General features: G+C 48.6%; 16 protein-coding genes. 9 read left to right on the top strand and 7 right to left on the bottom strand.

The genetic code is table 11. The annotated features are described in order from the left end of the window. Positions 1-29: 29 nt before the first annotated feature. The gene (locus tag JYB87_RS16680) at positions 30-1847 is read right to left on the bottom strand and encodes a M4 family metallopeptidase (RefSeq protein ID WP_207354567.1); all 1818 of its coding nucleotides are present in this window, start codon (positions 1845-1847) and stop codon (positions 30-32) included. A gap of 334 nt (positions 1848-2181) precedes the next feature. Between JYB87_RS16680 and JYB87_RS16675 the strand changes: the two genes are divergently transcribed. Next, the gene (locus tag JYB87_RS16675; RefSeq protein WP_207354566.1) at positions 2182-3147 is read left to right on the top strand and encodes a PDC sensor domain-containing protein; all 966 of its coding nucleotides are present in this window, start codon (positions 2182-2184) and stop codon (positions 3145-3147) included. Between the two features lie 96 nt (positions 3148-3243). Here JYB87_RS16675 and JYB87_RS16670 read toward each other — a convergent pair whose 3' ends face one another. Beyond that, entirely contained in the window at positions 3244-3426 is a 183-nt protein-coding gene (locus JYB87_RS16670) for a hypothetical protein (protein ID WP_207354565.1), read from the bottom strand. Positions 3427-3707: 281 nt separating this feature from the next. Here JYB87_RS16670 and JYB87_RS16665 point away from each other — a divergent pair, with 281 nt between their 5' ends. From JYB87_RS16665 to JYB87_RS16655, 3 genes are read left to right on the top strand one after another with little or no spacing between them, the layout of a single operon-like run. Then, entirely contained in the window at positions 3708-5864 is a 2157-nt protein-coding gene (locus JYB87_RS16665; protein WP_228729895.1) for a sensor histidine kinase, read from the top strand. Beyond that, positions 5845-6273: a response regulator gene (locus JYB87_RS16660; protein ID WP_207354564.1), complete on the top strand. Its 429-nt coding sequence runs from the start codon at positions 5845-5847 to the stop codon at positions 6271-6273. The genes JYB87_RS16665 and JYB87_RS16660 overlap by 20 nt, the downstream gene beginning before the upstream one ends. Before the next feature lie 11 nt (positions 6274-6284). Next, entirely contained in the window at positions 6285-7997 is a 1713-nt protein-coding gene (locus JYB87_RS16655) for a putative bifunctional diguanylate cyclase/phosphodiesterase (RefSeq protein WP_207354563.1), read from the top strand. 149 nt (positions 7998-8146) lie between these two features. Here the strand turns inward: JYB87_RS16655 and JYB87_RS16650 are convergent, their stop codons facing one another. Next, positions 8147-8836 carry a TorF family putative porin gene (locus JYB87_RS16650; protein ID WP_207354562.1) on the bottom strand — a complete coding sequence of 230 codons (690 nt, stop codon included), beginning with the start codon at positions 8834-8836 and terminating at the stop codon, positions 8147-8149. A gap of 279 nt (positions 8837-9115) precedes the next feature. Next, positions 9116-9388, bottom strand: a complete 273-nt coding sequence (locus JYB87_RS16645) for an HU family DNA-binding protein (RefSeq protein WP_207354561.1) — start codon at positions 9386-9388, stop codon at positions 9116-9118. 397 nt (positions 9389-9785) lie between these two features. Here JYB87_RS16645 and JYB87_RS16640 point away from each other — a divergent pair, with 397 nt between their 5' ends. After that, the gene (locus JYB87_RS16640) at positions 9786-10316 is read left to right on the top strand and encodes a DUF3016 domain-containing protein (protein WP_207354560.1); all 531 of its coding nucleotides are present in this window, start codon (positions 9786-9788) and stop codon (positions 10314-10316) included. Positions 10317-10340: 24 nt separating this feature from the next. Here JYB87_RS16640 and JYB87_RS16635 read toward each other — a convergent pair whose 3' ends face one another. Beyond that, positions 10341-12086: a GGDEF domain-containing protein gene (locus JYB87_RS16635; protein WP_207356748.1), complete on the bottom strand. Its 1746-nt coding sequence runs from the start codon at positions 12084-12086 to the stop codon at positions 10341-10343. A gap of 105 nt (positions 12087-12191) precedes the next feature. After that, complete coding sequence (locus JYB87_RS16630; protein WP_207354559.1) at positions 12192-12497, bottom strand: prephenate dehydrogenase; 306 nt, start codon at positions 12495-12497, stop codon at positions 12192-12194. A 45-nt stretch (positions 12498-12542) separates the two neighbouring features. Between JYB87_RS16630 and JYB87_RS16625 the strand changes: the two genes are divergently transcribed. Beyond that, positions 12543-13409 carry a TraB/GumN family protein gene (locus JYB87_RS16625; protein ID WP_207354558.1) on the top strand — a complete coding sequence of 289 codons (867 nt, stop codon included), beginning with the start codon at positions 12543-12545 and terminating at the stop codon, positions 13407-13409. A gap of 15 nt (positions 13410-13424) precedes the next feature. Here JYB87_RS16625 and JYB87_RS16620 read toward each other — a convergent pair whose 3' ends face one another. Then, entirely contained in the window at positions 13425-14198 is a 774-nt protein-coding gene (locus JYB87_RS16620; protein WP_207356747.1) for a methyltransferase, read from the bottom strand. 183 nt (positions 14199-14381) lie between these two features. Between JYB87_RS16620 and JYB87_RS16615 the strand changes: the two genes are divergently transcribed. The 3 genes from JYB87_RS16615 (at position 14382) to JYB87_RS16605 (ending at position 18439) form a co-directional block, all read left to right on the top strand. Continuing rightward, entirely contained in the window at positions 14382-15215 is an 834-nt protein-coding gene (locus JYB87_RS16615) for a MaoC/PaaZ C-terminal domain-containing protein (protein ID WP_207356746.1), read from the top strand. A gap of 144 nt (positions 15216-15359) precedes the next feature. Continuing rightward, the gene (locus tag JYB87_RS16610) at positions 15360-17063 is read left to right on the top strand and encodes a formate--tetrahydrofolate ligase (RefSeq protein WP_207354557.1); all 1704 of its coding nucleotides are present in this window, start codon (positions 15360-15362) and stop codon (positions 17061-17063) included. Positions 17064-17290: 227 nt separating this feature from the next. Further along, positions 17291-18439: an efflux RND transporter periplasmic adaptor subunit gene (locus tag JYB87_RS16605; RefSeq protein WP_207354556.1), complete on the top strand. Its 1149-nt coding sequence runs from the start codon at positions 17291-17293 to the stop codon at positions 18437-18439. The last annotated feature ends 1 nt before the right edge of the window (position 18440 follow it).

The raw sequence follows: 18440 nt of genomic DNA, 5'->3' as shown, positions 1-18440 counted from the left end.
CTGCCTTCTTTGTTTTGAGTAGCGGCTTGTTAGTAAGAGCCGCTCAGTGTCACACCAGCATAGCTGCTGTAACCTTTAAGCATGATGTAGTAGGTGCCGCTGGCAGGACGTCTAAAGCTGCAGCTTTCGTTGTTACCACTGCGGTAAGGGCGACAATCATAGCTGGTAGTGGTTGGCTCACTGCCAAACTTCACATACATATCGACGTCACCTGAGCCGCCGCTAGTCGCTATGCTAAGACTTTTAACACCGCTTGGCACATCAAAGGTCCAGAACTGTTCTGAGCCTGCAGTGCCGCTGATATTGGTCACTGGTGTACCCTTTACCAATACTTCTGTAGTCGGTGGTGTTGGTGGTTCAGGATCGGTACCGCCGCTACAAGTTGCATCCACCGCAACTGCAGCGAACGCGCTTTCGACATCGCTCACACTGTAGTTCAAGTCGGCGGCTGCTTGGGCTACACCACAGGCTGCAGCATCAAAACCAGAATCCGCGTTCCAATAAAGTTGGTTTGCTTTCACAAACACTTCAAAGGCCTTACGGGTATCCCAACCTGCATCTGTTGCCAACAGGTAGAAGGCGCGGTTAAACACCCCGGAGCTGTAGTGTACGTCTAAGCCGCTGTAGTAATCGTCAGCGCTATCGATAGAACGTCCATCGAGGCTAGGTTGGTTCATGTAACGCAAGGCACCACTGCCTTTGAAAATTTCAGCACCAACCATCCAGTCGTTGCTGCCCTTCATAAAGAACTCTGCTGCTTCACCTGCCATGTCCGAGAAGGCTTCGTTGATACCACCACTTTCGCCTTCGTAGTTCAGCCCTGAGTTTTGCTCAGTAAAACCGTGTGACACTTCATGGGCGGATACGTCTAGGCTTACCAACGGATAGAAGGTCGACGCGCCATCACCAAAGGTCATGCCAGTACCATCCCAGAAGGCATTTTCATAGTTTCTGCCGTAGTGGACGCGCATTTGCAGTTTGAAGGTGAGCGGTGAGGTGTTGAACCAATCGGAGTACATGTCAAAGATCACGCCGCCAAAATAGTGCGCGTCGTTTTCTGCAGAATAGGCTCCGTTAACCAGGTTTTCAGGGCTGTTAGGGCAAGTAAATTGCACTACTGAACCGCTGCCACTGGTGCGGTTATTCATATTAATGGTAGTGACATTGCTGTTATCCATCTGACAACTGTCACTGACCACTAAGTTGCCATAGTCAACCCCATAGAAGTATTCGCCTGTTTTCAGGTTGCCACCAGGGCCAGTCGCCAGTTGGCTGTGGGTTAATTGCTCCCAGTTGGCAAGGGTTTCACCTGTGTTAGCGTCAACCACAATAAATGGTCGGCTCGGGGCCGGCTCAGCAACAAACAGATCAACTAAATAAGCGAGATGTGCTTGGCCAGAGGTTTTGTCTTGCCAGATATAAAGTTTGGCGCTGCTGCGTTCAGTGGTTTCTAAATTGAGCGCTTGCTTGGCCTGTTTGATGGCTGTGGCGTGATCGAGTTTGGCTGTAACAGATGGAAGATCGTGTTCTATCCCTTTCAGGTAGCTCCCCGACAGCTTGCTGTAAACACCCATAGCACTCACATCAGCAGCTACCGATACGCCGTAAACGGGCACACCTTTATAAAACTGTTGTAAACGAGCCTTTAACTTGTTACCGACCTTGACTTGTTTGCCAGTAAAACTATGGTCCTTAGTTACCCCTAAAGCTTTGCCGGGATTGGTGCTAGGCGCAATACTCTTGGCTTTTGCACTGCCGGGGGCAATATGTTCCACACTTGCTGCGTTGCTGACTGGCGAGTAAATGATGGCTGCAAATACTGCAGCTGATATTGCTTTTATTTTCATTTAATAGATTTCCTATCTCACGCACATCGGTTTCTGTTGCTGCCACGAAACTGACAGTTGTTTACAAATAGTTAATTCCATACAAATAAGCAACATTAAAATTGACTTAAATCAAAATAATTTAGTGTGCTGTTAGCGTATCAACCCGTGTGGTGAGTGGTGCAAACGGGCGCGATTGCGCATTCTAGTTGCTGTTTTTTGGTGCAACTGCGTTGATTTAACGCATAAATAAGTGATTGCTTAATGATAATTGATTGTTATTTGTATGATTTTTTGTTTGGCATTAAAGCTGCTTGATTAATAACCAATATCTCAAAGGATGAGGGAACAGCAAATGGCGAGCATGAGTTACCTCAGCGTAATCGAGCGCTACCATGAATATGAAGCATTGATCCAAGAGTTGGCCGAATCGATTTTGACCGGGATGGCCGATGTTGAGCTATTTGTGGATACGGGAAAGGCGATTAAAGTCTTCAGCGATGTGGCGGCGCGCTACCCGTTTGTGGAATTGATGTACCTGCTAGATAGTCATGGGCGCCAGATCAGCCCTAATCTGGCGTTGATCAATCAACAGGTCAAATTGCTCAGCGTAGGTGAAAGCCCAGACCGTAGCCAACGTCCTTACTATCTTAACGTGCGTGATCGCAGCGGCGTGCAGATCACTCGACCTTATCTGTCTAACGCATCCGGTCATCTTTGTTTATCCGCGTCGATCGCACAGACATTGGCGGGCGGCAATAAAGGCTTTGTGGTGGTTGATATTAATCTCACCTGCCTCATTGAATATATGATGGGCGACCGTGCGCGGCGGCGCATGACGCCGATTTTTAAAGCAGTATACGCCACCCTCGTGACTGGGTTGTTCATCATAGTGGCTGTGCTGATCGGTATCTCGGCGCGTGACATCTGGTTGTTACTCAGCAGCAATTACGGCATGGAGCATGACTCGCTTAAGCCCTTTAGTATTATCATCTTTATTACGTTAGCGTTAGCCATCTTCGATTTGGGGAAAACGATTCTCGAAGAGGAGGTGTTGATGCATAAAGATATCTTTCGCCACAGCTCTACACGACGGACGATTACCCGCTTTGTGTCGACGATTCTCATTGCTATCTCCATTGAGGCACTGCTGACCATGTTTAAGGCGTCGCTGGGCCATTTTGAATATATTCAAGGCGCGATTTTTATGATGTTAGCGGTGGTGGGGCTGTTGGTCGGCTTAGGACTCTACGTTTATTTGGGGGCCAAAGCAGAAGTGTTATTGATGCAGCATACTGATTACAAAAGAAAACAGGGCTAAGCCCTGTTTTATGTTTGCGGGTTGGTCTTAGATAAAAACAATCAGCTGCGTTGGATTAGCACCCATAGGGCAGGCTAGGGAATTTTGAGTGCTAATTTAGAAGCTTTCATCCTCATCTAAATCGAGCGCCCGTCGTAATTGCAGCCGTTCTAAACAGTCATCAAGACGGCGGCGAACTTCACGACGATGTTGTAATGCCTTAGCGGCTTGACGGTTTCTTGGGGTAGTCAAAGCCTCGATTTCGGCGTCGTTGGGCAAAACTTCAAAAATATGAGCCATATCTACTCCTGATCGATGTGTGTGTTACAACGTTCAAGCCAACTCACGGCGTTTACTTAGCAACAATGATGTTACTGAAAGAAGCTGCTCTCCGGCATTTTTGTCATCCCTTGGCTGCTAATTTAGTAACTGCTGCAACAAAAGAATGCGATCCTTGACGCAATTTTTGGCGAAATTTTTTTTGCTCAAGGCTGAAATTGAGAGATATGAGATAACTTGCAAATTTACAGCCACCTACCACACTTAGCAGTACTAAAAAGCTAGCAATATGGACGTCATTCATGGGAAGGGAATTGACCAATGAAACTCGCATTAATGGTGAAGTAACGGCAGGGTTTAAGCTGCCTTCCATGGTGTGGCTTATCATGGTTTTGGCTATTTTCTTCACCATGCTGGGTTGGTATACGGCGAATAACTATATCGATTCACGTGGTCGAGAACGCTTTCAATTTCAAAGCCTGCAATTACGAGATGCTATCGTCGAGCGGATGCGAACCTATGAGTTGATGCTACGTGGTGGGATTGGTTTGTTTATGTCGTCTGAGTTTGTGTCACGGCAAGAATGGCACGACTATGTGAGTAACGCCCGTTTAGAGCAGTACTACCCAGGCATTCAAGGGATGGGATACAGTGTTATTCTCAATGCGGACGAGCTACCCGCGCATGAAGCGCAAATTCACGCCGAAGGCTTCCCAGATTACCATGTGCATCCACTTGAACCTCAGCGTGATATTTATCATTCCATTATCTATTTAGAACCGTTTGATTGGCGGAACCAACGCGCGTTTGGCTTTGATATGTACTCAGAACCGGTTCGGCGTAAAGCAATTGACCGCGCCTTTGCCACGCAGCAAGCCGCGATTTCAGGAAAAATCACCTTAGTACAAGAAACCGCCCGTGATGTTCAGGCCGGCTTTTTAATGTATTTGCCGCTTTACCAAGCGGATGATTCAGGGCAACCGCTGAGCAAGCCTCGAGGCGTAGTGTATGCGGCGTTTCGCATGAATAACCTGATAGAAAATGTTCTTCGCGATCAATATGCCAATCTTGAACTGTCTATTTTTGATGGTGAAGAGACGACTCCGGCACAGCTGATGTACAGCAATGGTGTTGCCGAAAACAGCCGCTATCGCACCGTTATTCCGCTCAATTTAATGGGCCATGTTTGGTCGTTATCGCTCAGCACTAATGCGAAATTTGTCAGTAATGCTGAGACTTGGCAGCGGCTTTTAGTCCCTGTATTTGGTGCTTTTTTTCTGGTGATTTTGTTTTATTTTCTGTATCGCAATGCGCTGGCGCGCCATCACGAGCAGCGCTTTGCCAAGCAGATGCTTGCCAATGAAGCGCGCTTTCGCTTGGTGATAGAAGCATCACCTTCGGCGTTGGTGATGATTAACAATAAAGGGATCATGATCTTAGTTAATGCCCGCGCCGAACAGCTATTTAAATATTCACGTGATGAAATGCTTGGCCAAAGTGTGTCTATGCTGTTGCCGCAACATCTGCATCAGCAACATGGACAACATATTGCGCATTATTTTAAAAGTCCTGACGCCAAAATGATGTCGCAACGTCCCGATCTGAAAGGTGTTTGCAGTGATGGTAGCTTGGTGGATGTCGAGGTCGGTTTGACCCCGATTATGTTCAGTGATGGCCAAGCGGTATTAGCCACGATTAATGATGTATCAGAGCGTAAACGTGCTGAGCGCGAGCGTTCACGTTATACCTCGGAATTGGAACGGATCAACAGTGAGCTTGATAGCTTTGCCTATATCGCCTCACATGATCTTAAGTCGCCGCTGCGCGGCATTGAGCAGTTATCTGATTGGTTGGCAGAGGATCTTGCTGACAACACCAGTGAGACGGTGAAGAAGTATCTCGGGCTGATCCAAAATCGGGTACAGCGTATGGTCAGCTTGTTGGATGGCTTACTGGCGTTTTCTCGTATTGGGCGTATTGACGCTGAGTTGGTGCCGGTCAACACCGTACAGCTGGTGAGCGATGTGTTTTCTTTGGTGAACACTAAAGCTGACTTTCAATTAGTGTTTGATACTGAGATGCCGCAGTTTACTACCGCAAAAGTCCCGCTAGATCTGATATTTCGTAACCTAATTAACAACGCCATCAAGCATCATGATATGCCCGCCGGAACCATTCACGTTGGTGCCCTGTTGCTGCAGGGATATTGGCAATTTTACGTTAAGGATGATGGCCCGGGGATTCCTGAGCGGTTTCACCAAAAAGTGTTTGAAATTTTCCAAACGCTTAAACCGCGCGATGAAGTAGAAGGTAGCGGCATGGGGTTGTCGCTAGTGCGAAAAAGCGTAGAAAGTTTTGGTGGCATGATTTGGATTGAGTCAGAAGGTCGCGGTTGTTGTTTTTATTTTACTTGGCCCGAAAAAATAGGAAGAGATGTTGATGGAACAACAAGCTTATAAGCAAGTCACCCTGTTCATTGTTGAAGATGATGATATCGACTTTATGGCGGTGCAACGGTGTATGCAGCAGTTGCGCTTATTGAATCCCATTGTTCGCGCGCGCGATGGCGTCGAAGCGTTAGAGATGTTACGGGCGCAGCAAGTGGAGGCACCCTATCTTATTTTGTTGGATTTGAACATGCCGAGGATGAATGGGCTAGAATTTTTAGAGCAGATTCGACATGACCCCATAATATCATTGGCGGTGGTATTTGTGTTGACCACCTCGAATGCGGACGAAGATAAGTTGCAGGCTTATCGGCAGCATGTTGCGGGATACGTGGTCAAAAACAATCTGCAGAATGGTTTTTTAAATCTGTTCGATATGCTCGAGCACTATTGGCGTATTGTGGAACTTCCTAACCAGTAGAGGAATTGTAGATGGATCTACTGCTGATCGATGATGATGAAATCGATAGAACAGCTATTCAGCGGGCATTGGCGGATTCTTCTCTTCGCGTAAAAATTTCTGAAGCTACCACCGCAGAGCAAGGTTTGGCACTCGTTGCTGAACAAACGTTTGATGGCATTTTACTCGACTACCGTTTGCCTGATGCTGACGGGATTGAAGTGCTTGCTCGCCTGAGCCATGCCGTGGGCGATGATACCGCGGTGGTGATCATTTCCCGTTACGAAGATGAAACGCTCGCCGAGCGCTGTATTGAGCTTGGTGCTCAGGATTTCTTGTTAAAAGATGAAGTAAACAGCCGCCGTTTAACCCGTGCAATTCGCCAAGCCCATCAACGGGCGGCCATCATGCAAGAGTTGCGGCGTAGCCATCAGCAATTGAAATCATTGGCTGAACATGACTCGCTGACTCAGCTTGCTAACCGTTATGGCTTTGAAACCTTTCTTTACCGTGAGTTAGCCAAAGCGCGTTGTCAGCATGGCAAACTCGCACTGATCTTATTGGATTTGGATGACTTCAAGCTGGTTAATGATGCCTTAGGACATCAAGCGGGTGATCGGCTATTAGAGTTGGTGGCAGAGCGATTATTAAGGTTAGTGCCCTCTAAAGGCATGATCGCTCGTATTGGTGGCGATGAATTTGTAGCTGTGCTTTGCGGCGATGAAGCGGTGGCAGAGGCTGAGCAATGGGTAACGCGCTGTCTTGAGGTTTTACAACCCAGTTATGAAGTACAAGGCAAAATGCTTAGCATCAGTGCCAGTGCTGGCATCGCCTATTATGGTGCACTGGCAAAGAGTGGCTCTGAATTGCTGCGATGTGCCGATATTGCCATGTACAAAGCCAAGCACGATGGCCGTAACCGCTATCAAGTGTACTCAGAGACATTGAATATCGCGGTTAATCAACGTATTAAAATCGCCCAAGGCCTGAATCAGGCGATTGAAAAGCAACAATTACGCTTGTTTTATCAGGGAAAATTCTCTGCAACGACCGGCGAGTTAGTCGGAACCGAGGCCTTATTGCGTTGGCAACATCCTGACATGGGTATGTTAGCGCCAGACGCCTTTTTACCGGTGGCAGAAGAACGCGGCATGATGGATGAGTTGGCCGCGTGGGTACTGACTGAAGCCTGCATCCAAAACCAACGTTGGCTGAATATGCTGCCGGATACACAGGAACCGATTTCGGTGGCGGTGAATCTGTCTCCCTCACAAAACTTAAAACAGCTGTTACTGCCGCAAGTGACCGCGGCGCTGGCTCGTTCGGCGATGCCCGCACAATATTTAGAACTTGAACTGACCGAAAATGCTTTGATTGAGGATTCTCTGGCCTTAGCTGAGACATTAGAGGCGGTGCGCAAACTGGGCGTCACCTTGGCATTAGATGATTTTGGTACTGGGTTTTCGTCGTTGGAGCACATCAAAGATTTTCCGATCCAAGTGTTGAAAATGGATAAGAGCTTTGTGCTACCCCTTGAGCAATGTGAGCGCAGTCGGCGGTTGTTAAGCGCCTTGCTTAATTTTGCCAAGGGGTTAAATGTGATTGCGGTCGCGGAAGGGGTGGAAACCGCTCAGCATGCCGAGTTTTGCCGTGCCCACGGCTGCGATATTTTGCAGGGATATTATTTCTGTAAGCCGCTACCAGCGGCGGAATTCGAGCGCCAATTCATTTTGCCGAAAGCCTAAATAACAAAGCCCGTTATCAAAAAGATAACGGGCGATTTAAGCGCACATTGATTGAGCGATAATGGGTTACAAGTAAGCTATCCGTGCTGCCGTTAAACCCAATATTATTATTGATATCGTTATTATTTTATAGGTTTTCTAGGCTTAGCTTAGAAGTCGAAACCGTAGCTATAGCTCATTACAAATTTCACGTCATCACCTGGCAGATCAGTGTTTGCCAGTTGGAATGTTACGTCACCAATAGCGGTGGTTTTGGTGACAGAAACTGCGTATTCAGAGTAGTTGTCTTCGCCATACCAGCTTTCAATCACATCACCGGTTGAATACGCATAGTACAAGCCAAGGCTTACGGTGTCAGTGACAGGGAAAGTCGCAGCAGCGTGCAGATAGGTGTAGTCTTTTTCATCTAAACCGTCAGCTGCCACATCGTCACCAGCGTTTACGAATTTAGCCACACCAACTTCTAACCACTCGTAAGACAGGGTCAGATACAGTTCGCCGAAATCGATATCACCTTCAGCGTCTGGATAACCGTAGTACAGGTAACCAACGTCATAACCGATGTCACCGATAGAGTTTGCATAGCCACCGTAGAAGTCCATTTCGTAGCTGGTGTCATCACCGAAATCTACAGTTGAACCCCAAGTGCCGATATAGAAGCCTGATTCGTGCGCGTAATCGATACCACCTTGTACGGCAGCAGCATCACCAGTTTGGCTCACGCCACGCCACAAATAGTTAGAAGTAGCACCGATGTTACCGGTAACTTCTGCTTGGCTCATAGGCGCGACCAACATTAAACCTGCAAGTACGCTCAACGATAGCAGTTTCTGTTTCATTCTCAATTCCCCCTAGTTCCCTATTGTATTGCCACTCATCTGTAGGTTCAGACGTTGCAGCTTAGTCTTGTGTTGATTGATTGCATGTTTATAGAGCGAAGAATGTGCCAAAAGTGAAAAGTTATATTTTACAAAAGGTTAAGAATTTGTAATCTAATATTTTGATACCCGATTGCACTATATTTGTGCGATAGGTTCAAAGATGGTGCAATACATGCGCTGGTGGAAAATGAAAAACGCCCCATAAAGAGGCGTTTTGTGACAAAGATCATACGCTGATTAATTCACGCTATCTTTCAATGCTTTACCAGCTTTGAATTTTGGAATGACAGCCGCAGGAATTTCGATTTCTGCACCAGTAGATGGATTTCTACCTACGCGAGCGGCGCGAGTAGAGGTTTCAAATGAACCAAAACCTACGATCGAGACTTTTTTGCCTTCCTTTAGTGCTTCGGTAACAGCAGATTCAATTGACTTCAGCGCAGAGGTTGCTTGGGCTTTAGTCAGGTCTGCCTTATCAGCAATGCTGGCGATAAGTTCAGCTTTATTCATATTTATGTTCTCTTGGTATGACAAATCATTATTGTTATAGCGCTGTTAACTTGCCACAAGATGCGTGTGGTTAAAAGAGGCACATTGCGAGATCTAGAGTAAATTGTCAGGACAAAATCGCATAACTGAGAGTTGATTAATAAAAAAGCGGAATTGTTGCTAACCGTGCGATTGTTTTCAGCGCTAATGCCGTCAATTACGGCGTTAGCGTCAAATAACTGCTGTCCGAAAGGTCCGGTCAATCTTGCGAGAATAGCAATGTTTCGGCGATTGCGGGAACTGAAGCCGCTGGCTAACATCCAACTTAGTGGATATAACTTAGCGTTAGTTTAAGCTGAACAATTAGCCAGTAACGGGATGACCAAATGGGACGTCCGAGTGAATTGAGGAGGCACACATGAAAGTCGGATTATTAATCGCCGGGCTGTTTTTCGCAGGATTGACAACCACTGCAACGGCAGATGAGGCCGCAGCAAACAACATTACCGAAGCCGGTGTTGTTAAAATTGAATGGCAGGCACCAGAAAAATATCGCGATGTCCGTTCCGCGACCGAAAACCGTGCTGTATATCGCCAGCGAGTGTTTGAGGCGCTCACCAAATCACTGGATAAAAATGCCAGTAAGTTATTAAAGAGTGGTGAGAAACTGGAGCTGGTCGTGACCGATTTAGATCTTGCCGGCGATGTCTTGCCCACCTTTGGTGCTGCGACAGTCAATGAAATCCGCGTCGTGAAACAAATCTATCCACCACGGATCAGTTTTAGCTACCGCGTGTTAGAGGGTGAGCAAGTGATCATGGTCGGCAGTGAAAACCTGCGCGATATGGGCTTTATGGACCACACCTCAATGAATGATAGTGATTCGCTACGCTATGAAAAAGCCATGCTAGAAGCATGGTTACGCAAAACTGTGGTGCCCAAAGCTTAAGCCGCGACCTTGCGTTCCATTAAGTTAAGCGATATGACGACTCTCTAGCGTGTGTTGCAGCAGGCAAAAACCGTCCGGTGACAGTTTTGCCTGCTTTTTCGCAAACGCACTCAAACTCGACAGCTGAGCTTCGGTTGCACCTAAGGTGAGTTCCGGTGGCAATATGCCGACGCTTAAACTCACTAAGCCATAAACACATTGCTGCCCTTGGCGATCTTTGGCGCTGAAATGCTGTTGTTGCCAGTGTTCTGCACTAAAAAAGCGCGGTTTGACTTGTTCAAACTGGCTAAGGACCTGCTGACACTGGTTGACCATCTCCGCCTCGGTCGCAATCATCACAAAATCATCGCCGCCCACATGGCCGATAAACGGCTGGCTTGCTGATTGGCGCAATAAATTGGCGGTTTCGCGGATCACATCATCGCCCTTGGCAAAACCATAAACATCGTTATAAGGCTTAAAGTTATTCAGATCAAAGTAGGCCAAGTAAAACGGTGTATTGCTGTGCGCTAAGCGTTGTAACTCTTGCTGAATGGGCACGTTGCCGGGCAGTTCAGTTAACGGGTTGGCATGACGTGCGGTTTGAATCCGTTGCTCGGTAATGCGCTGCAGCAAGTCGCGGGTATGGCCAATACCTAAGAACTTACCTTGGCGCAAAATAATAAATTGTTGCGCAATTAAGCGGTTATCGTCAGCGGTTAACTGGTGGCTGACTTGTGATAACGGCGTGCAGGCTTCTACCATCAACACGTTTGCATCCATAATCTCGGTGAGTGGATGGTTTTCATGCAAGGCACGGCCATAGGGTGTAGAAAACAGCTCTAGCAAACTTTGACGATACACCAACCCAAGCGCGTTATCGTTGTCGATCACCGCCACGGCTTGTAACGCAGGGCGCTGCATAAAATGTTGGCTCAATTGTTTCAAGCGCGTGTTTGGTGGCAGGGTGTCGCTAAGCTCACATAAACATTCCGCTGACTCACTAAAACGGGGTTGCTGCAGTTTGGGCGCATGCTTTACTTGATATTGCAGGCTCGTTAACGGATGAGCGCTCGGTTTGCCCAGTAAAAAGCCTTGGCACAAGCTGATCCCCAGTCGCTGTAAAATCATTAACTCCGCTTCGGTTTCAATCCCTTCGGCGATCACTTTGCAGGTGAGACTTTGACAGAGTTCAACAATCGAGCGAACAAACTCCTGCTTTACCGGAAACTGATCGATGCGATCAATAAAATGGCGGTCGATTTTGACATAATCAGGGGCAAGTTCTGACCAAAGCCGTAATCCAGAATAACCCGCGCCTAAGTCATCAAGCGCCACCTGAAAGCCTTGGCTGCGATAGTGGTCTAAGCAAGATTTGAGTAGGTCGATATCTTCTGCAGGGTATTGTTCTGACAGTTCAATCACGATTTGCTCAGGTGCATAGCCCAGTTGTTGTGCCAGCCGTAGGGTTTGGCCTTTGGGATAGTCGGGATCGAGCAGGGCTTTGGGGCTGATGTTGATAAATAATTTGCCCGGTAGTTGCCGCTGTTTGAATTGCTGAATCGAGGCACTGCGACAGAGGGTTTCTAACTCTGACAAACGCCCTTGCCGTTCGGCTGCACCAAAGAGGTGATAGGGCTTGTGCAAAATACTGTCAGTTGGGCCACGACTTAGGGCTTCGTAACCATGAATGCGGCCAGCGGCAATGTTAACAATGGGCTGAAAGTGCACGTTGATTGCTTCAGTACTCAAGATTCTGCCAAGTACTTGGGCTTCGGCAAAGCTATGCATGTTGGCGGTCACCGATGGCTGCTGAAATTCAGGCAGCATAAAAAGCCTCGGTGACAACCAGATGACATCTGCAAACAAGATGTTGAAACTGTGAGCTAGGTTTGACTAGCGGCTTTGCTCTTTAAACTGCGCTAAGGTCATGAGGATCAGCCCGAGACGTTTAACAATGGACTCGAGCAGCGCTTGGTCTTCTGCTTGTTCGAGCTTTGCCACCGCTTCGGCCAACTCTTTAACATAAGGCAAAAAACGGGTGCTTTGGGTGTTAAATCCCTGTTCAACCGTAAAAATTTTAGAAAATTTAGCATGACCAGCCTGCTGCAATTGATCCAATTTGGCATCAGCATCAACCGCTTGGCGATAGGCCGTTTGCAGATTGGTCATAAGTTGTGGAATCACATTGCCGTATGGCATAACGGCCTCCCTCTTCGGTAAATGGGGGCATTATAAGGAAGCGCTATGGCAGCAACAAGACGATGGCAGCGACTCATTTGTAGCTGCATGCTCATTTTCAGTGGCACAGTCTGCGCCAATGGCGCGATTACGCCGCTGTTTTATCATGTCAGTTACCAAGGTAAAACTGCCTGGGTGCTGGGCAGTTTTCATGTCGGCAAAGCTGAGTTTTATCCGCTGCCGACTCAGATCCGCGAGGCTTATGCGCGCGCCGGCGCATTAGTATTAGAAGTAGATGTGCGTGACCCAAGCGGTATTGGGCTGATGCGTCAGTACGGTATGACGCCGCAAACCCCAGATGCCGAAACCCGAACTGTGCTGAATCGCTACTGCGCCGACAAAACCTATTGCGAGCAGTTTAAAGGGTTATCGCCGTGGCTGCAGGCGATGCAATTTACCCTGTTACGCTTAACACAACAGGGCTATAGCGCCAATTACGGCACCGAAACCCAACTGATGCAGCAACTTGGGCAACGGCCGTTGTTAGCGCTCGAAAGCTATGAACAGCAGTTCGCCATGTTGGCCTCACTCGAACTTGATGCACAATGGGCAATGGTACGCGATGCCTTGTCTTCACCGAACAGCGAGCTCGACCGGCTCGTCAATGCATGGAAGAGTGGCGATGCAGCAACCTTGCAACAGATCAGCGAAGAAGATTTGCAACAGCCGGGTGGCATTGACGTAATCGACAAAGTGTTATGGCAGCGCAATCGCGTCATGGCCGATGGCATTGCCAGATATCTTGATTCGGCAGAGCAGCCGTTGTTCGTGGCAATTGGTGCAGCGCATTTGGTGGGCGAACGCAGCGTATTGGCTTTGCTGCAGCAAGCGGGCGCAACCACCTTGGATTGCAACGCCCAGCAATGCCCCTAAGTGGCTGCGCAAGTGTTAGTTATTCGGTTTACGCCCCATGAGGTGTACATAACGCGCTAACGACAGATAAGGTTGTTGGCGCGAATAGCTCAGCTCCATCTCGACCAACTGTTTGACGCTGAAATCCACCGGTAAGCGACGGTTCATATAGTCATGAATCACCCGCACGCCGGAGATCCCCAGCGTTTCGAGTTGCCATTCAGCGAACCAAGACTCCACTTCAGCGATGGCCAACGGATGATTTGGGCTTAAACGTGATTTTTTTCGCGCTTTCAAACCGTTATTGACGTAGTCAAAATTACCTGAGATCAAAGCGTGAAATCGCATCGCCTCGACGTTGTAAAACATTAATGAAAACAGACCATTGGGTGCAAGTAGTGTCAACAGATTGGTCATCGTAGTTTTGGCATCAGCCAGCCATTCTACCACCGCATGGCAGAGGATCATGTCAAACTGCCCCAAAGTGTTCGCTGACAGATCCTGAATCGGGCTATGTATCAGTGAAACATTCAGCGGCTCTGGCTCTTCATCGAGCAAGCGTTGCGCTTCTTGCAGCATATTGCGCGAGATATCGCACAGTACCACTTCGTGACCTAAGCGGGCTAACTTCATGCTGAAATAGCCAAAACCGCCGCCCGCATCAAGGATGCGTAGTCGGCGATTTCCGGTGGTTGCGAGCATTTCCTGCAAGTCGCGCCACATTACCGCTGCGCGAATCTCACCTTTGGGTGTACCATATATGTTGTTGGCAAATTTGCCGACCAGTGTATCGAAATTCTTGTCCTGCACGATGGAATGGCTTAGTGTGGAGCATTGCTGAATTTTCTCATAATTCAGTCTCAAACACACTAATCTTAATTATTTCATTGAGATAATAGCGCACAGTAAGCTGGTGCAAGCTATTGATTCTGCAGTTTGATTGTTATTTTCAGTGGTGAAAGGTAAATGGAATCCTGTATGGAATTGCGGGCAATGCCCTCGTTGTTTTCGCTGTACCGCAAAATTTTCTTTGGTCGCAAGCCGGGATGGGACCAACAGCCGCTGCCTTCGTTAAAAGTGACCACTGCTGATGTGGCGCTTCATAGCGGTAATATCGCCGAATATGCTGACGTATGCGGCTTTCAGTTTGATGGCAAGGTGTTACCGCCAACCTATTTGCACGTGTTAGTGTTTCGCTTGCATGCGACGCTGTTTACCCATGAATCAGTGACATTTCCCTTAATCGGCCTGATCCATTTAGCTAACCGTATCGAGTGTTTGCGGCCAGTAACCGTTGACGAATCCGTCAGCCTTGAGTGTTCGCTGAAAGACAGTCGCGAAACTCATGCTGGTTTAGAGTTCGATGTGTTCGCTGAAGTGTTTGTGGGCAACGAAGTCGTCTGGCGTTCGGTGTCGACCTATTTGTATCGCACCGGTAAGCCTGGGCGCGCCCGACCACCCAAAGCCAGCGATATGGCGTGGGATGACGCGGTGTTCTGGCATCTGGAAGATGATTTAGGCCGCAAGTACGCCAAAGTGTCAGGCGACTATAACTTAATTCATCTGCACCCGATTTTATCGAAGCGTTTTGGGTTTGATCGTATTTTGGTGCACGGCATGTGGTCGAAAGCCCGCTGTGTGGCTGAGCTACTGCCGAACATCCATCACTATCCATTCGCGGTGGATGTCGCCTTTAAATTGCCACTGTTTATGCCTGCTACCGTCAGTTTTGCTGCCCAAGCCAGCAGCAACGGCACTATGTTTGAACTGCGCGACGAAAAAGGCCGTCGGCCACATCTGTTTGGTACGATCGAGTACCTTGATTAATTGGCAAAAGTAAAACGCTTCGCTCAGTTTTTTGAGCGGCGTTGTGCTTTTACCTCAAGGGGAAACTTGCCGCTTAAGTAATCGAGGCTTTTCCCCTATCATGCCTGCTTTTAAGACGTATCCGCCGTAAGAGCAGAACCCTACATGTTGTCAGATATTCAAATCTCGCGTCAGACTCAGATAACTCCCATCGCCGACATTGCGGCACAAATGGGACTTCACCCCAATGAATTTCGTTGCTATGGCACGACTCGCGCCAAAGTCGACTTAACCGCACTTGCCCGAGTGGCTAAGCAGCCACGCGGTAAAATGGTGCTGGTGACTGCAATTACCCCCACCCCTTTTGGTGAGGGCAAAACCGTCACCAGCATTGGCCTCACCCAAGCGTTGCACCAATTAGGCAAGCGGGTGTGCGCTTGTTTGCGGCAACCGAGCATGGGGCCGGTGTTTGGGATCAAAGGTGGTGCAGCGGGCGGCGGCAATGCTCAAATTGTGCCGATGGAAGAGCTCAATTTGCACCTTACTGGCGATATACATGCGGTGAGCGCGGCGCACAACTTGGCTGCGGCAGCCATTGATGCGCGCGTACACCACGAACAGCGTTTAGGCGCTGAAGAGTTCACCCGTCAAAGCGGTTTGGCTGCGCTTCACATTGACCCGCAACATATCGTGTGGAATCGGGTGATGGATCATAATGATCGGGCGCTGCGTAGCATTCGCATCGGCTTGGGCAATAATGGCCCAGAGCGTCAGAGTTCGTTTGATATCACCGCTGCATCTGAATTGATGGCGGTACTTGCACTCAGTCAAGATTTGGCCGACATGCGCCGCCGCTTAGGTCAGTTGCTGTTGGCGTTTGATGTCAATGGTGTGCCAATCACCGCTGAACAACTAGGGGTTGCTGGCGCGATGGCGGCGATTTTGCGTGAAGCCATTGAGCCCACCTTAATGCAAACCATCAATGGCGCACCCTGTTTGATCCATACCGGCCCGTTTGCCAATATCGCCCACGGTAACTCATCGGTGATTGCGGATGAAATTGCACTGGGGCTGAACGACATCGTCGTTACTGAAGGCGGCTTTGGCTCTGATATGGGCTTTGAAAAGTTCTGCAATATCAAAGCTCGCGCTTCCGGCATTCATCCCGATTGCGTTGTTTTGGTTGCCACGCTCAAAGCGTTGAAGAGCCATGCAGGTGTTGCTGCCAGCGAGATCCACTATCCGAATATTGATGCACTTGCGCAGGGCATGAGCAACCTTAATTGGCATATCGCCAACGTTAAAAAATATGGTCTGCCTGTAGTGGTTGCCATCAACCGCTTCCCAGATGATACCGAGTCAGAGCTGCAATGGTTAACTGAGCAGGCCTTGGCGGCGGGGGCTGATGCGGTGGAGTTAAGCCTTGCCTTTGCTCACGGTGCAGATGGTGCGACCGACTTGGCCGCCGCCGTGGTGGCTTGCCTGCAACAACCTGCAAATTTTACTCATTTGTATAGTACGGAGCTGGGCTTGCTCAACAGCTTACAGCAACTGGCAACCCGCGGTTATGGCGCCAGCGCTATCGAACTGTCGGCGCAAGCTGAGCAGCAGTTGGCGCAAATTGTGGCGTTAGGTGCTGATCATCTGCCGATCTGTATGGCGAAAACCCAAATGTCGGTAAGTCATGACCCGCGTTTAAAAGGGGCGCCAACCGACTTTGTGCTGCCGATAGTCGGGCTGAAATTGAATGCTGGAGCAGGGTTTGTAACCGCCTTTGCCGGCAACATTATGACCATGCCTGGGCTGGGCGTTAAACCCGGTTATTTAAAGTTGGATATTGACGAAAACGGCGATATTCAAGGTTTTTAAGTTTAATTAATAAGGTGTTAAAGCCTATTGATGCCATCAGTTAGCACGCCCGCGACTGATGGCATTTTTTTGAGTTGTTACAAATGTGTGTCAAATAAACATCTTGAAATAATTGTTCTGCAATCTTTGCATTTGTTTGCCTTAGGTTGCTTGGTAAAGTGGAACAAATTATATAAGTTAACAATTGTTTATTTTTAACACTTTCGCCCCCCTTGAGGCTCCCCCACATGTCAAAAATATTTCCGCTGTCGCTGCTTTCACTGCTGTTGCTCACTGCATGTGACCAAACTAAGTCTCCGCAAACAGCCGCTCAAGCTCCCGCAGTTAATGTCACTGTGGTGACCGTGAATCCTGAGACTTTGCCAATGATTGCCTCGTTGCAAGGCAGGGTAAACGCAGCGCAAACCGCGGAAGTGCGGCCGCAAGTCAGTGGCATTATTCAGCAACGACAATTTACAGAAGGCACTTGGGTGAACAAGGGCGATCTGCTTTATCTCATTGATCCAGAAAGCTACCAAGCCGCATTGGATCAAGCCAAAGCCAATTTGGTGACCGCACAAGCGGCATTAACCACCGCCGAGCTGCGCGATCAACGTTATCGCAAATTGGTGAAAGCCAATGATGTGAGCCGCCAAGATGCAGAAGATGCACATGCGGCTTATCTGCAAGCCCAAGCTAGTGTGGAAGCGTCACAAGCGGCTGTGAACAGTGCGGCGATCAACTTAAAACGTACTCAAGTGGTGGCGCCAATTAGCGGTTACATCGGTATTTCCAGCGTCACCGAGGGCGCACTCGTCACCAGCAACCAAACCACAGCACTGACCATCATTCATAGCCTAGATCCAATTTATGTGGATCTAACAGAATCCAGCAAAGATCTGCTGACCATGAAGAAAGCGATCGCTAGTGGCCAACTGCAGCAAAGCGATATGCAGGTGAGCTTAACGCTGGAAGATGGTAGTGAATATGCCGTTAAAGGGCAGTTGTTAGCGCGTGAGGTCGCGGTAAATCGCGCCACGGGTTCTGTCACCTTACGGGCACAGTTTGCCAATCCACAGCAGTTGTTGTTGCCGGGCATGTTTGTGCGTGCCCGCTTTGCCCAAGCCATTATTCCTAATGGGATCAAAGTGCCGCAGCAGGGGATTGCCCATGATGCCAACGGTCATGCATTTGCCTTGTTAGTGGATAGCGACAATAAAGTGGTTCGTCAGCCAGTAAAACTGGGTAACGCAGTAGCGTCGGATTGGATTGTGACCTCAGGTTTGCAGGCGGGCGACAAAGTGGTGATTGAAGGCAGTTTGAAAGTACGCCCAGGCCAAGTCGTCACGGCGCATCTGGCAGGCAGTGAGACAGTAACGGCGATGGGAGGCCAATAAT

This window comes from Shewanella avicenniae (assembly GCF_017354945.1).
GTDB lineage: Bacteria > Pseudomonadota > Gammaproteobacteria > Enterobacterales > Shewanellaceae > Shewanella > Shewanella avicenniae.
The sequence above is the reverse complement of the archived record's forward strand: the minus strand, read 5'-3'. Positions and strand labels throughout refer to the sequence as shown.

Excerpts from the sequence above, each read along its gene's own strand:
- JYB87_RS16680 (WP_207354567.1), bottom strand. The coding sequence starts at position 1,847 with ATGAAAATAAAAGCAATATCAGCTGCAGTATTTGCAGCCATCATTTAC.
- JYB87_RS16675 (WP_207354566.1), top strand. The coding sequence starts at position 2,182 with ATGGCGAGCATGAGTTACCTCAGCGTAATCGAGCGCTACCATGAATAT.
- JYB87_RS16670 (WP_207354565.1), bottom strand. The coding sequence starts at position 3,426 with ATGGCTCATATTTTTGAAGTTTTGCCCAACGACGCCGAAATCGAGGCT.
- JYB87_RS16665 (WP_228729895.1), top strand. The coding sequence starts at position 3,708 with ATGGGAAGGGAATTGACCAATGAAACTCGCATTAATGGTGAAGTAACG.
- JYB87_RS16660 (WP_207354564.1), top strand. The coding sequence starts at position 5,845 with ATGGAACAACAAGCTTATAAGCAAGTCACCCTGTTCATTGTTGAAGAT.
- JYB87_RS16655 (WP_207354563.1), top strand. The coding sequence starts at position 6,285 with ATGGATCTACTGCTGATCGATGATGATGAAATCGATAGAACAGCTATT.
- JYB87_RS16650 (WP_207354562.1), bottom strand. The coding sequence starts at position 8,836 with ATGAAACAGAAACTGCTATCGTTGAGCGTACTTGCAGGTTTAATGTTG.
- JYB87_RS16645 (WP_207354561.1), bottom strand. The coding sequence starts at position 9,388 with ATGAATAAAGCTGAACTTATCGCCAGCATTGCTGATAAGGCAGACCTG.
- JYB87_RS16640 (WP_207354560.1), top strand. The coding sequence starts at position 9,786 with ATGAAAGTCGGATTATTAATCGCCGGGCTGTTTTTCGCAGGATTGACA.
- JYB87_RS16635 (WP_207356748.1), bottom strand. The coding sequence starts at position 12,086 with ATGCATAGCTTTGCCGAAGCCCAAGTACTTGGCAGAATCTTGAGTACT.
- JYB87_RS16630 (WP_207354559.1), bottom strand. The coding sequence starts at position 12,497 with ATGCCATACGGCAATGTGATTCCACAACTTATGACCAATCTGCAAACG.
- JYB87_RS16625 (WP_207354558.1), top strand. The coding sequence starts at position 12,543 with ATGGCAGCAACAAGACGATGGCAGCGACTCATTTGTAGCTGCATGCTC.
- JYB87_RS16615 (WP_207356746.1), top strand. The coding sequence starts at position 14,382 with ATGCCCTCGTTGTTTTCGCTGTACCGCAAAATTTTCTTTGGTCGCAAG.
- JYB87_RS16610 (WP_207354557.1), top strand. The coding sequence starts at position 15,360 with ATGTTGTCAGATATTCAAATCTCGCGTCAGACTCAGATAACTCCCATC.
- JYB87_RS16605 (WP_207354556.1), top strand. The coding sequence starts at position 17,291 with ATGTCAAAAATATTTCCGCTGTCGCTGCTTTCACTGCTGTTGCTCACT.